The organism is Streptomyces sp. NPDC002076, from assembly GCF_053593835.1.
Genome location: NZ_JBSFDI010000002.1, coordinates 392,244 through 405,264 on the forward strand (window position 1 = coordinate 392,244; position 13,021 = coordinate 405,264).

The window sequence follows — 13,021 nt, forward strand, 5'->3', positions numbered from 1 at the left end:
GCACCGGGCGTCACCCGGCACCGTTGTCGCCGTGATCGAAGTCAACGAACTCACCAAGCGCTACGGCGACAAGACGGCTGTCGAGCGCCTCACCTTCGCCGTGCGGCCGGGACAGGTCACCGGCTTCCTCGGTCCCAACGGAGCTGGCAAGACCACCACCCTGAGGATGATCCTCGGCCTCGACAGACCCACGGGCGGCTCCGCCACGGTCGGCAAGGCCGAATTCCGCAGCCACCCGCGCGGCCTGCGGCACGTCGGCGCGCTCCTGGACGCCGGCCATGTGCACGGCGGACGCAGCGCGGCGGCCCATCTGTCCGCACTGGCCCGCAGCAACGGCATCCCGCCGCGGCGGGTCACGGAGGTGCTGCAGGAGGTCGGGCTGGCGGAGGTCGCGAGGCGGCGTATAGGCGGCTTCTCGCTCGGCATGAAGCAACGGCTCGGGATCGCCACCGCCTTGCTCGGCGATCCACCGGTGCTGATGTTCGACGAGCCGATCAACGGCATGGACCCGGAAGGCGTTCTCTGGGTCCGGCGCCTCTTCCGCAGACTGGCCGCCGAGGGACGTACCGTCTTCCTCTCCAGTCATCTGATGTCGGAGATGGAGAACACCGCCGACCAGCTCGTCGTCATCGGCCGGGGCCGGCTGATCGCCGCCGAGTCGGTGGAGGACTTCGCGGCCCGCAGCACCCGCCGCAGCGTCGTGGTGGCCGGCCCTGAGGCCACGAGGCTGGCGGCGGTACTGACCGCCGCCGGCGCATCGGTCGAGCCGCAGGGTCCGCAGGGTCCAGCCGGCGCAGGGAGGCTCACCGTGACCGGGTTGCCGGCGGACCGGATCGGAGCGCTCGCCCTGGAACACCGGATCCCGCTGCACGAGCTGACCACGCGCACGGCCTCACTGGAGCAGGCGTTCATGGAACTCACCGCCGACAGCGTCGAATACCTGGCAGGACAGCCCCGATGACGACACGCACCATCGCCGCACCCGTCCGTTTCGGTGACCTGGTCGCCGCCGAGTGGATCAAAACACGGTCCCTGCGCTCCACTTGGTGGACGATCGCACTCGCCGGCCTGTTCGTGATCGGTTCCGCCGCCGTGGCGGCACTCGCGGACTACCACAACCTGGCGGCCGCCGGTACGACCGTGCGTAGCCCCGCCGGCTTCCTGCCCTTCGACGCCTGTCCGCAGCCCGGCTACATGACGCTGATGCTCGTCGCAGGCAGCGTCGGGGCCATCACGATCGTGAGCGAGTACAGCAGCGGCCTGATCCGCACTACCACCGTGGCCGTCCCCGCCCGCGGCTCGGTGATACTGGCCAAGGCGACCGTCACCGCCGCACTGTGGACCGCCGTCGGTACGGCCGTCTCCACCTGTAGCTTCCTCGTCTCCCAGGCCATCCTGAACGGACGGCACGCGGGGGTCTCGATCACACACCCCGGTGTGCCGCGGGCGCTCGTGGCATCGGCGCTGCTGGCCCCCGTCTGCGCACTGGTCGGGCTCGGGCTGGGCGTACTGATCCGGCACACCGCCGCGACCATGGCGACCTGTGCCTTCACGCTGCTGATGCTGCCCACCGTCTTCTCGCAGAGCAAGCGGTGGTCCGCCGACGTCAACCACACCATGGTCGTCGCCGCCTGGCAGCGCCTGGTCCAGAACTGGGAACCGGATCCCGGCTCCCGCATGTTCAGCGCCACGGTCCCCGGCTCCTGGACGGTGTATGTGCTGTGGCCCCTGATCGCGGTCGTCGCCGCCGTGCTGGTCGTCAGGAAGCGGGACGTCTGACCTGTCCCCACGGGGCCGTCTGCTCCCGGGCGCGACAGGCGGTGCGCCCGAGACGACGTCCGGGAATGCCGGCGACCCCTACGTGGTTTGCACGATCGTGTCCGAACCTGCCCGCTCGTCCGGCGGGCGGCGGCACGACAGCACCGGGAATGTCGGAGCACGCGGCACTGTTGCACTCATTGCTGACATGCTCGGGTCAATCCCGGGGTGTGGGTGAAGGGAGATTCTCATGGCACGCAGCACCGTGCGTCCCGTCGTCAGGCTGAAGTCGACGGCAGGTACCGGCGTCACCTATGTGACACGCAAGAACCGTCTGAGCGACCCCGACCGGCTCGTCCTGCGCAAGTACGACCCGGTCGCCGGCCGGCACGTCACCTTCCGCGAGGAACGCTGAAGCACGCCGCGGCCCCCTCGGGCCGACGGCCACAAGGAGGCACACCCATGAGGACAGGCATCCATCCCGAGTCCCGGCTCGTCGTCTTCCGCGACCGGGCCGCCGACACCCTCTTCCTGACTCGTTCGACCGCCGCCGCGTCGAAGACCGTCGTCTGGGAAGACGGCACCACCTACCCGCTGATCGACGTGGAGATCTCGTCGGCCAGCCATCCCTTCTACACCGGCACCGCGCGGGCCGTGGACACCGCCGGCCGCATCGAACGCTTCCAGCGCCGCTACGGCCGTCCGGCGTCCCGCGGCTGACCGACGGGTGCTCCTGAGCACGAGGAGAGCCAAGCCATGAAGGTGCGCAAGTCCCTGCGCTCACTGAAGTCCAAGCCCGGCGCCCAACTGGTGCGCCGCCGCGGGGTGGTCTTCGTCGTGAACAAGAAGAACCCCCGCTTCAAGGCGCGCCAGGGCTGACCGGCCGCGCCGGGAGGAGAAGACATGGGCCCGGTCCTGCCCCGCGCAGGACCGGGCCCGTTCGGTTCTGCTTGCCGCAGTGGTCCGGTCAGGTCCGGCGACAGGGGCTCCGCTCCGCGTCGGTCACGCCTTGCCGGGGCAGGGCGGCGACCAGCGCGCAGAGTTCCTCCATGCCGATCGGATACACCGCAGGAACAGACTCGGCGACGCCACCTGCGCTCCTACTCAAGTCCCCCTCCGGCGGGGCGCCTTCCGCCGCGCGACGGAGAAGGCCGGGCTCGGCGGAGGAGGCGTCGGCGGCACACGCCGACCAGCATGTTCGGCATGACCAGAGCGACTGTGCCCCCTCCTCTTCGTGCCCTCCCACCCGCCCCCCTCTGGGCGCGCCGCGCCGCTCACGCCATCGCCTGGTGCGCGGCACCCTCGGGCCTGTGGCGTCTGGCCATGGCATCGGGCCTCTACGTGGGCTACAGCGACAAGGTGTTGCGCGATTCATACGCCATACCGGGCTGGGGAGTCTCCTACGTCGTCGGCCTGTCCGTCCTGACCGAGCTGGCCGCTCTCTTCCCCTTGCTCCTCGTCCGCGACCGGCCACCGCGACACACCCGTGCCCTGGCCGGTCTGGCCTGGACGGCCTCGGCTGTGACGATCCTGGTGGCGTTGTCGCAGGTGGTGGTCGCCTTCACCGTGGACAGTCGCACGGAGCTCGCGAGCGGCGCGCCCCGCACCGTGTGGGCCCTCGCCTACGGCCCGCTCCTCGCCGTACCGGTTTTGATGACGGCGGTCACCTGGTCGTACGCACGGCGGCACCCGGCCAAGGGACGGCCGGGAGACAGGAACGGCCGGTAGTGCCACCGTGCCCCGACTCGCCCGCCGCCGATTCTGGAAGACCTCTTACCCCCGTCTTCACGGCCGCGGGTGGTCCGCTGCATACGGTTGCCGTCGTGGACGGCTGTCGGGGTGACGGCCCGCGATCAGGTGTGGGGGAACGGATGACGGCTGGTCGCCGTGCGGTGCTGGCCGCCATGGCGGGAGGACTGCTCGCCGGTTGCGCGGGCCCGAACAACGGTGGCGGCGCCCCCGCGGCGGCCTCCTCCGGTTCGCCGGGGGCAGGCGCGGGCGCGACGACTCCACGGCCGCCCACTGTCGTCCCCTCGGCCACGGCCTCCGCCGCCCGGCCTCTCGTCACCCGCGCGGAGACCGTGGCCCGCTACGGGCGCAGCGTGCCGCACACCTGGGGCTTCGACGCCCCGGGTGTGGTGCACTCCCTGCCGCACCCGGCCCGCGACATCGCGCTGACCTTCGACGCCTGCGGCGGCCCGGGCGGCAGCGGCTATGACCGGGCGCTCGTCGATTTCCTCCGGGCACGGCACATTCCGGCGACGTTGTTCATCAATTCCCGCTGGATCGACGCCAACCCGGCCACATTCCACCGACTGGCCACCGACCCGCTGTTCGAGATCGCCAACCACGGCACCCGGCACCGTCCGCTGTCCGTCACCGGCCGCCCCGCGTACGGCATTCCCGGTACCCGTGACGCGGGCGAGGTGTACGACGAGATCGCCGGCAACCGGGCCAGGCTGACCCGCCTGCTCGGCGCCCCGCCGCGCTTCTTCCGCTCCGGCACCGCGTACTGCGACGATGTCGCGGCCCGCATCGTCACAGACCTGGGGGAGCGCTTCGTGAGCTTCTCCGTCAACGGTGACGGCGGCGCCACCTTCACCGCCGAGCAGGTCCACGCCACCGTCGCCTCGGCTCGGGCCGGTTCCATCGTCCTGTGCCACATGAACCACCCCGAGGGCGGCACCGCACGGGGCATCGCGAGCGCCGTCCCGCACCTGCTGGCCACCGGCCACCGCTTCGTCCGCCTGTCGGACGCCATGCCTCGGACCTGACATGTGCCACGGAGTGGCGGCGATGCACCGAACGTGACCGGTCGGCGCCCACTGTCACCGCGCCGACTACAGCGCCACGGAACGCCGGGCCAAGGCCGCCTCGGTGCCGCTCCGGCTCCCGATTGCCCCTGTCTCACCACTCGTCACTGGGGCAACGGCGGCTCACAATATGTGCCAGAGACACACCGGCCGCCAGGAGGCGTCATGAGCACATCAGCCGAGTCGAGGGTGTCCGGCCTTGAGGTCCGGTCCATCGACTACGTCCCCTTGGACGAGCGGCACGGCAAGCTCTGGCATCTGGGCCCGCTGTGGTTCATGTCCAACGCCCAGATCGCGACCCTGGCCGTGGGACTCATCAGCATCACCGAGGGCGGCAACCTGATCTGGTCCCTGCTGGCCATCGTCGCCGGCACCGTCATCGGCACCTTCTTCATGGCCTTCCACTCGGCACAGGGACCCCAGTTGGGCCTGCCGCAGATGATCCAGTCGCGCCCCCAGTTCGGTTACGTCGGCGCCCTTCTGGTGTGGCTCTTCGCCTATGTGCAGTACGCGGGCTTCAACGTCTTCAACAGCATCCTCGCCGCCGACTCCCTGCACACCACCGTGCACGGCAGCGTCAAACTGTGGGTGGTCGTGGTCACCGTGGTAGCGCTGGTCATCGCGCTGGTGGGCTACGACATCATCCACAAGGCCGAGCGGATCCTGACGTACACCTTCCTGGTCGTCTTCGGGATCTTCACCGTCGGCGTGCTCGTCACCCTGCGCTATCCGGCGGGCTCGTTCGATCTGGGCGCCTTCAAGTGGACCCCGTTCCTCGCCCAGTTCGGCGTGGTCGCCGGCTACCAGATCAGCTGGGCCATCTACGTCTCCGACTACTCGCGCTATCTCCCGCCCGACGTGACGGTCCGCAAGACCTTCTACTGGACGTACTTCGGCTCCGCGCTCGGCGGCATCTGGCTGATGGTCCTCGGCACGCTGCTCGCGGCCTGGGCCGGCAAGGACTTCGAGACCATCAAGTCCATCAACGCCGCCGGCGACAAGGTCTTCGACGGCTTCGGCGCGATCGTGCTGCTCTTCGCCGCCCTGGGCCTGGTGTCCGTCACCGCGCTGAACATGTACGGCGGTTCGCTCACCCTCATCAGCGGCATCGACTCGTTCAAGCGGGTGCGGCCGACACTGGGCGTACGCCTGCTGACCATCGGACTGACCGCGGCGCTCTCCCTGGTCGGTGCGCTGGCCGCGACCTCCAACTTCCTGGAGAACTTCAACAACTTCCTGCTGCTGGTGCTCTACCTCTTCATCCCCTGGACCGCGGTGAACCTCATGGACTACTACGTCGTGCGCCGCGGGCACTACGCCATCGCGGAGATCTTCAACCCGCACGGCATCTACGGCCGTTGGGGCTGGCACGGCATCATCTCCTACCTGGTCGGCTTCGCCGCCATGATCCCGTTCTTCTCCGTCGGCACCCTGTACGTGGGTCCCGCCGCCAAGGCGCTGGGCGGAGCCGACATCTCGCTGTTCATCGGCCTTCCGGTCGCCGCGGTCCTGTACTGGTGGCTGACCCGCTCGATCGACGTGGCCGCCGAGACACGCGTCGCCGAGGCCGAGGCGCAGGCGCTGGAGCAGGCGGCCCACGAGCACCGCGAGCCCTGAACGGCGCCGGCGCGCTACGACCGGGGGGCGCGCCGGGCGACCGCGCGCCCGAGGGCGTCGCGGCAGGCGAGGATCGCGGGGTGCCGGCTGCTCCCGCGCCGTACGACGGTGAAGATGCGGCGGCTGCGCAGGCCGCGGGGGAGCCGCCGCAGAGGCACGGTCGGCGCCCGGCCGTCCCAGACGAGCGCCGGAAGGAAAGCCGCGGCGTGCCCCTGCTCGACGAGGCGGAGGTGGAGCAGGAGATCGGTGGTCTCGAACCGTACGTCGGGTTCGAAGCCGGCGGTGCGGCACAGGGTCATGGCCCAGTGCCGGGCGGTCGTGCCCTCGGGCTCCATCACCCAGGGATGCTTCTCCAGGGAACGCAGCACCGCCAACGCGCCCCGCGTGTCCGGCGTTTCGGCGGGTTCGGGCAGCGCGAGGTGGAGCTCGTCGGCGAGCAGGTCCTCCTGCTCCAGTTCGGCGGGCCGCGGATTGGGATCGCCGGGGTATTCCTCGGCGAGGACCAGGTCGAAGTCGCGGGCCTGGAGGGCGGGAAGCGCCTTCTCCGGTTCCATGTGGGTGACGTGGACGCGCAGTCGGGGGTGCCGCTCGCGCAGCAGACCCAGGGCAGCCGGTACCAGGGCCAGCGCCGCCGTCTGGAACGAGGCGATGCGCAGGGTGCCGGTCAGATCGGACAGCGAGGCGGCGATGTCGGCCTCCGCGCGCTCCAGGCGCTCCAGGACCGCTTCGGTGTGGGCGACGAGGATCTCCGCCTGCTCGGTCAGCCGAACCCGCCGCCCCACCGGTTCCAGCAGCCGCACCCCGACCTCGGACTCCAGTTGGGAGAGCTGCTGGGAGACGGAGGACGGGGCGTACGACAACGCGGCGGCGACGGCCGCCAGGGTGCCGCGGTGCTTGAGCTCGCGCAGGAGGCGCAGCCGGTGCAGGTCGAACATCGCCGGTTCCTCCTTCTGGCCACTGTCAAGATCTACCTGGCCGGCAGCTATGGCAGACGTTCGGTTTTTCCGACGACTATAAGTCGAAAACATTCGCTGGACCGATCGTAGGCCGGCATCGGACCCTGTTCACGTGCCCGAGAACGCCTCCTCCCTCTCCGCGCTGTGGTGGACGGTGCGCCCTGGTGCCCGCACCTGGCGTTGCGCGCCCGCAGCCGCCGAGGTGCGGGACTTCCACGCCGCGCTGCCGGACTACGCGCCCACGCCGCTGGCCGAACTTCCCCATATCGCGGCCGAGTTGGGACTCGGCAGGGTGTTCGTGAAGGACGAGTCGTGCCGTCTGGGCCTGCCCGCGTTCAAGGCGCTCGGCGCCTCCTGGGCGGTCCACCGCGTGCTCGCGGAGCGGGCCGCCGTCGGCATGGGCCCGGGCCCGGTCACCCTGGTGACGGCCACCGACGGCAACCACGGCCGGGCGGTGGCCCGCTTCGCCCGTCTGCGCGGACAGGATGCGCATGTCTTCGTGCCGCGCGGAGTGCCTCCCCAGGCCGTCGCGGCGATCGTCGGCGAGGGAGCGGAGGTCACCGAGGTCGCGGGGCCGTACGACGCGGCGGTGCGCCGTGCGGCCGAGGCGGCCGGCGCGCCGGACGCGGTCCTGGTCCAGGACAGCGCGTGGCCGGGCCAGGAGCGGATCCCGGGGTGGATCGTCGAAGGGTACTCGACCCTCTGTGCCGAGATCGACGAGCAGTTGGCGGCCCGGGGTGCGGGGGAAGGGCCCGACCTCGTCTCCGTACCGGTGGGGGTGGGTTCACTGGCCCAAGCCGTGGTCACCCACTACCGCAGCCGCGACCGGGGACATGCTCCGGCGCTGCTGTCGGTGGAGCCGGAGGCGGCGGCCTGTGTCCTCGCCAGCCTCGTGCAGGGCGAGGTCGTGAGCGTCACCACGGGTGAGACCGTGATGGCCGGGCTGAACTGCGGCACCCCGTCGAGCCTCGCCTGGCCCTGCCTTTACGGCGGGCTGGACGCCGCCGTCGCCGTCCCGGACTCCGCCGCCGCCCGCGCGGCCGCACGACTCGCGGCCCTCGGGGTCTCCTCCGGCCCCTGCGGGGCAGCCGCGCTCGCCGGTCTCCACGCCGCGCTGACCGGCCCGGGCGCGGACGAGCGCCGTACGGCACTGGGGCTCGACGCGAGCTCGGTGGTCGTGCTGCTGAACACCGAGGGCACGTCCGCCAATCCTCACCACACCGCTGAGTGAACCCGCGACACCTGAAAGATCTCCGAGCTGATCCACCGCACCTGTATGCCATGCCCGCAGACCGCTCTTCCCGGAAGGAGGGCGGCAGCATGCTGACCCACCTCGCGGCCGCGATCGGCGTTCTGGGCCTGCTGACCCTCGTACCCGGCCCCGACATGGCGGTCGTCACCCGCCGGGCCCTGGTGGCCGGCGCCGCGGACGCGCTGCGGACCGTCGCCGGGATCGCGACCGGGCTGCTGCTCTGGGGCGCGCTGACCGTGGCCGGGCTCGCGGCCGCGCTCGCCGCGGCACCGGCGGCCTACCTGGTCGTCAAGCTCCTCGGCGCGGGCTACCTGATGCTTCTCGGCGTAGCGGCCCTCCGGCAGAACCACCAGGCCCCGTCCGCCGTGACCGAGACCGGCACCCCGCACGGGGCCGGGAGCCCATGGCGGACGGGACTGATCAGCAACGTGCTCAACCCGAAGATCGCCGTCTTCTACACGGGCCTGCTCCCGACCCTTGCCCCGCCGCACATCTCCGCCGCCTGGGCCATGAGCCTCCTTCCTGCTGCACGTCGTGCTCCCCCTCGCCTGGCTGGGCAGCTACACGCTGCTGCTGGTCAGGGCGGGGCCGGTCCTGCAGAGGCCACGAGTCCGAGGTGCGCTCGGCCGCACGACTGGCGTCGTACTGATCGGCTTCGGCCTGCTCGTCGCGACCACGTCCGGCTGATCCGGCCAGGCCCGCACGCCATGACACAGGTGGGCGGATAGTTCGGACAGCCCCGCTCAGGCCGAGGCCGACCTACCCGACACACCGAAGTCCGCAGCCCCGCTCGGGCCGACGCGGACCTGCCCGACGCACCGGAGTCCCGGCGCCGGCCGCCGCACACCTGGCCGGGACAATCCTCGTCATGAACGACGACATGGCAGACGCCCGGAGCCGACTGGCCAGGATCGAACGGCTGCTGGAGAGCGGCGAACGCGAACTGGTCCCCGCCTGGCGCCGGGCGACCCGCGGCGAGCCGCGCTGGACGGTGACGGCGGTGATCCTGGCGGCCGTCGCCCTGCAGCTGATCGTGCCGCACCGGCTCATCCTCCTGCGCACGGTCTGGGCTCTGCCCGCACTGGAGTTGGTGCTGCTGGCCGGGCTGATCGCGGGCAACCCCCGGCGCGTGGAACCCCGTACCCGCCTGCTGCGGTACCTGGGCCTGGCCCTGACCGGCGTCATCAGCCTGGCCAACGGCTGGGCGGCGGTCCTCCTCGTGGGGGACCTGGTGCGTGGCAAAGGCGGAGAGAGCGCGGTCCCGCTCCTGCTGACCGGTGGTGTCATCTGGGTGACGAACGTGATGGTGTTCGCCCTGTGGTACTGGGAGTGGGACCGGGGCGGCCCCATGGCCCGGGTCCGGGGACAGCACCAGTTCCCCGATTTCCTCTTCGTACAGATGCAGAGCCCGGAGCTGGCCCCGCCGGACTGGGAACCGGCGTTCCTGGACTACCTCTACCTCTCCTTCACCAACGCCACCGCCTTCAGCCCGACCGACGTCATGCCGCTCTCCCGCTGGTCGAAGATGCTCATGATGCTGCAGTCCTCGGTGTCCCTGGTCACCGTGGTCCTCGTGGTCGCCCGCGCGGTCAACATCCTGAAGTGACCGGACGGACGTCCCGCCCATCGGCGAACGCCCGTCGCCGGCCTCCGGTTCGCGAGATCCGCCCACCCGTGTCACAGACGGCCGGGCTGTCTCGTCTCAGATCCCGGAGAACGGCTTGGGATCAGGAAGGTGATGGTCATGCGGGTGTTCGTGGCGGGCGGAACCGGCGTGCTCGGGCGGCGGCTGATACCGCAGCTCGTGGCCCGGGGCCACCAGGTGACGGCCACGACGACGAGCGCGGCCAAGCTCGGACAGGCCGAGAGACTGGGCGCGAAAGCCGTCGTCATGGACGGACTGGACGCGGTGTCCGTCGGGGAGGCGGTGGCGGCCGCCCGGCCGGACGTGATCGTGCACCAGATGACCGGGATCAGCCTCGCACACGCCGGCAAACCGGATCTGAAGCACTTCGACCGGTGGGCCGCGCCCACCATCAGGCTGCGCACCGAGGGAACCGACCACCTGCTGGCGGCGGCCGAGGCGACCGGCGTACGGCACTTCGTCGCGCAGGGCTATGCCAACTGGAACGGAATCCGCGAGGGGGGATGGGTGAAGAGCGAGGAGGACCCGCTGGACCTGCACGAGAGGACGCCCGCGTACCCGGCGATGGCCGCCCTGCGGCACGTCGAGGACGCGGTCGGCAAAGCCGGCGGCGCGGTCCTGCGCTACGGCGGGTTCTATGGGCCGGGCGCCACCGACGACCAGCTCGAACTCGTCCGCAAGCGGCAGTTCCCACTGGTCGGGGACGGCACCGGGTACGCCTCGTGGGTGCACCTCGACGACGCGGCGAGCGCCACCGTCCTCGCCGTGGAACAGCAGGCGAGGGGCGCCTTCAACATCGTCAACGACGAACCCGCCCCGGAGAGCGAATGGCTGCCGCATCTGGCGGCGTGCGCGGGTGCCAAGCCTCCGATGCGGGTGCCGAAGTGGCTGGCCCGGCTGCTGGCCGGGGAGGTCGTGGTGACGATGATGACCGAGGGCCGTGGCTTCTCCAACGCCAAGGCCAAGCGCGAGCTCGGCTGGCAACTGCGCTATCCCTCGTGGCGCCAGGGGTTCAAGGACGGCCTGGCGTGAGCCGGGCCGAGGAGTTCGAGGAGCTCCGGCCGCTGCTGTTCTCCATCGCCTACCGCATCCTGGGCAGTGTGGCCGAGGCCGAGGACGCGGTCCAGGAGACCTGGCTGCGCTACGACCTCTCCCCGACCCGGCCGGCGTCGACCAGGGCGTTTCTCTCCGCCACGGTCACCCGCCTCTCGATCGACGTGCTGCGCTCGGCCCGTGTGCGGCGCGAGGAGTACGTCGGACCGTGGTTCCCCGAGCCGCTGCTCACCGACCCCTACCAGGACCCCGAGCACGCGGCGGAGCTGGCCGACTCGCTGTCCATGGCGTCCCTGCTCCTGCTGGAACGGCTCAGCCCGCTCGAACGGGCCGTCTTCGTCCTGCGGGAGGTGTTCGCCTTCGGCTTCCCCGACATAGCCGCAGCCGTGGGACGCTCCGAGGCGGCCTGCCGCCAGCTCGCCGTACGCGCCCGCCGCCACATGGACGCCGGCCGGCCCCGCTTCGAGGCGGACCGGAAGGAACGCGAGGAACTCGCGGAACGGTTCTTCGACGCCTTGAAGGACGGCGATGTCGACGGGCTGCGGCAACTCCTCGCCGCCGACGTGCAGATGGTCGCGGACAGCGGCGGCAAGGCACCGCGGTGGGCCGGGGGAATCCACGGCATCGACCAGATGTGCCAGATGCTCGACCGGCTCCTCTGGCCGTTCCTCGGCATCGGCGGCGTCGTCGAGCCACGCCAGGTCAACGGCCAGCCGGGCGCGGTCTTCCGCGACCGCGACGGCAAGGTCGTCAACATCTGGACCCTCGACATCCTCGGCGGGCGCATTCAGGCGATCCGCACGGTCAGCAACCCCGACAAGCTCGGCCACATGGGCCCCGTCGCCGATGCCTGGGCCCTGCTGCGCGAAGCCCAGCAGGCCCGCCGGCACATGGCCGGCCCGGAACCGACAGACCCGGCCACCACACCCGTAAGGGAATTCGAGCGGGAAACAGAACAGGAGAACCGGACATGATCAGGATCGGCATCATCATCGGCAGCACCCGCCCCGGCCGGAAGGGCGACCGGGTGGCCGCATGGGTACGGGACCTCGCGGCCGAACACGCGGGCGTGGCCGCGGACTTCGACCTCGTGGACCTGAAGGAGCACGCGCTTCCGCTGCTCGACGAAGCGGTCCCGGCCCTCATGGCGCCGGGCGAACGTCCCCACACCAGGCGCTGGGCCGAGCGGATCGGCTCGTACGACGCCTTCATCGTCGTCACCCCCGAATACAACGCGGCCCCTCCGGCCAGCCTGACCAACGCCATCGACTACCTCTACGCCGAGTGGGGCGGCAAGCCGGTCGCCTACGTGGGGTACGGCGTCTTCGGCGCGGTCATGGCGGTGCAGAAGCTGCGCGCCCAGGCGGGCGTGCTGCGCATGGCGGACATCGGACCGCAGGTGGCGCTGTCGCTGCGCGAGGACTTCGTGAACTTCACCGACTTCCGTCCGCAGGAACTGCACGTGCCCGAGGTGCACGCCCTGGTCGACGAGCTGCTGACCTGGGCGCAGGCACTCGCCCCGCTCCGGGCGGAGTCTGCGGCGACGGCCTGAACGGGATCAGTCGAGGAGCCGGAGCAGAACGGCGGCCTCCGCACGGAGCCGCGCTGCCTGGTCGGCCTGGCCCGGTGCCGTGAACTGCGCTGCGACCGTGAGCCGTTCATCGGCCTCGGCGCGCACGATGTCGGTGATGTGCTGTTCGGTCAGCTCACGCCGCGCAGCCTCGGTGGCGCCGACACCGACCGGCGCCTGCTCGATGGCCAAGCCGCGCAGCTCGGCCGAGCCCACCGGCACCGCCTCGGCGTTGTCCACCGCTGCAAGCGTGGAACGCAAGGCGCTCACCGCGACCTTGTCGCGGGCGCGCATCGCTTCTCGCAGGGCTTGCCGCATATGAAGGCGCAGAGACATGCCAGTGACCCTATGATCCGC

The 13,021-nt window shown here is 71.0% G+C and carries 15 protein-coding genes and 1 pseudogene; 14 read left to right on the forward strand and 2 right to left on the reverse strand.

Annotation, left to right across the window (positions count from 1 at the left end; translation table 11 throughout):
• The first annotated feature begins 31 nt into the window (after nt 1–31).
• The 8 genes from ACWCQS_RS06020 to ACWCQS_RS06055 all read left to right on the forward strand — a co-directional run bounded on the left by ACWCQS_RS06020 (nt 32) and on the right by ACWCQS_RS06055 (nt 6,188).
• Nucleotides 32–961 carry an ABC transporter ATP-binding protein gene (locus ACWCQS_RS06020; protein WP_451003317.1) on the forward strand — a complete coding sequence of 310 codons (930 nt, stop codon included), beginning with the start codon at nt 32–34 and terminating at the stop codon, nt 959–961.
• Nucleotides 958–1,779: an ABC transporter permease gene (locus ACWCQS_RS06025; RefSeq protein WP_451003318.1), complete on the forward strand. Its 822-nt coding sequence runs from the start codon at nt 958–960 to the stop codon at nt 1,777–1,779. Before ACWCQS_RS06020 ends, ACWCQS_RS06025 begins: the two co-directional genes overlap by 4 nt.
• Before the next feature lie 229 nt (nt 1,780–2,008).
• A complete protein-coding gene (gene rpmG, locus ACWCQS_RS06030; protein ID WP_153537563.1) occupies nt 2,009–2,173 on the forward strand; it encodes a 50S ribosomal protein L33 in 165 nt (54 codons plus the stop codon).
• A 47-nt stretch (nt 2,174–2,220) separates the two neighbouring features.
• The gene (locus ACWCQS_RS06035) at nt 2,221–2,478 is read left to right on the forward strand and encodes a type B 50S ribosomal protein L31 (protein WP_451003319.1); all 258 of its coding nucleotides are present in this window, start codon (nt 2,221–2,223) and stop codon (nt 2,476–2,478) included.
• Nucleotides 2,479–2,514: 36 nt separating this feature from the next.
• A complete protein-coding gene (ykgO, locus tag ACWCQS_RS06040; protein ID WP_153537567.1) occupies nt 2,515–2,637 on the forward strand; it encodes a type B 50S ribosomal protein L36 in 123 nt (40 codons plus the stop codon).
• Nucleotides 2,638–2,961: 324 nt separating this feature from the next.
• On the forward strand, nt 2,962–3,486 hold the full coding sequence (locus ACWCQS_RS06045; protein ID WP_451003320.1) for a hypothetical protein: 525 nt from the start codon (nt 2,962–2,964) through the stop codon (nt 3,484–3,486).
• A gap of 143 nt (nt 3,487–3,629) precedes the next feature.
• Nucleotides 3,630–4,532 (forward strand): polysaccharide deacetylase family protein, encoded by a 903-nt coding sequence (locus ACWCQS_RS06050; RefSeq protein WP_451003321.1) that lies wholly within the window; start codon nt 3,630–3,632, stop codon nt 4,530–4,532.
• A gap of 204 nt (nt 4,533–4,736) precedes the next feature.
• Nucleotides 4,737–6,188, forward strand: a complete 1,452-nt coding sequence (locus ACWCQS_RS06055) for a purine-cytosine permease family protein (protein ID WP_451003322.1) — start codon at nt 4,737–4,739, stop codon at nt 6,186–6,188.
• A 14-nt stretch (nt 6,189–6,202) separates the two neighbouring features.
• On the opposite strand, the gene ACWCQS_RS06060 is transcribed toward ACWCQS_RS06055, so the two are convergent.
• The gene (locus ACWCQS_RS06060) at nt 6,203–7,123 is read right to left on the reverse strand and encodes a LysR family transcriptional regulator (protein ID WP_451003323.1); all 921 of its coding nucleotides are present in this window, start codon (nt 7,121–7,123) and stop codon (nt 6,203–6,205) included.
• 133 nt (nt 7,124–7,256) lie between these two features.
• On the opposite strand from ACWCQS_RS06060, the gene ACWCQS_RS06065 reads away from it, so the two are divergent.
• The 6 genes and pseudogenes from ACWCQS_RS06065 to ACWCQS_RS06090 all read left to right on the forward strand — a co-directional run bounded on the left by ACWCQS_RS06065 (nt 7,257) and on the right by ACWCQS_RS06090 (nt 12,646).
• Entirely contained in the window at nt 7,257–8,375 is a 1,119-nt protein-coding gene (locus ACWCQS_RS06065; RefSeq protein WP_451003324.1) for a diaminopropionate ammonia-lyase, read from the forward strand.
• 89 nt (nt 8,376–8,464) lie between these two features.
• Nucleotides 8,465–9,083: pseudogene (locus tag ACWCQS_RS06070) on the forward strand (LysE family translocator).
• A gap of 181 nt (nt 9,084–9,264) precedes the next feature.
• Nucleotides 9,265–10,002, forward strand: coding sequence for a hypothetical protein (locus ACWCQS_RS06075; RefSeq protein WP_451003325.1), 738 nt, complete (start codon nt 9,265–9,267; stop codon nt 10,000–10,002).
• Nucleotides 10,003–10,134: 132 nt separating this feature from the next.
• Nucleotides 10,135–11,073, forward strand: coding sequence for an NAD-dependent epimerase/dehydratase family protein (locus ACWCQS_RS06080; RefSeq protein WP_451003326.1), 939 nt, complete (start codon nt 10,135–10,137; stop codon nt 11,071–11,073).
• Nucleotides 11,070–12,068 carry an RNA polymerase sigma-70 factor gene (locus ACWCQS_RS06085; protein ID WP_451003327.1) on the forward strand — a complete coding sequence of 333 codons (999 nt, stop codon included), beginning with the start codon at nt 11,070–11,072 and terminating at the stop codon, nt 12,066–12,068. Before ACWCQS_RS06080 ends, ACWCQS_RS06085 begins: the two co-directional genes overlap by 4 nt.
• The gene (locus tag ACWCQS_RS06090; RefSeq protein WP_451003328.1) at nt 12,065–12,646 is read left to right on the forward strand and encodes an NADPH-dependent FMN reductase; all 582 of its coding nucleotides are present in this window, start codon (nt 12,065–12,067) and stop codon (nt 12,644–12,646) included. Before ACWCQS_RS06085 ends, ACWCQS_RS06090 begins: the two co-directional genes overlap by 4 nt.
• Before the next feature lie 6 nt (nt 12,647–12,652).
• On the opposite strand, the gene ACWCQS_RS06095 is transcribed toward ACWCQS_RS06090, so the two are convergent.
• A complete protein-coding gene (locus tag ACWCQS_RS06095) occupies nt 12,653–12,958 on the reverse strand; it encodes a hypothetical protein (RefSeq protein WP_451003329.1) in 306 nt (101 codons plus the stop codon).
• Nucleotides 12,959–13,021: the final 63 nt, after the last annotated feature.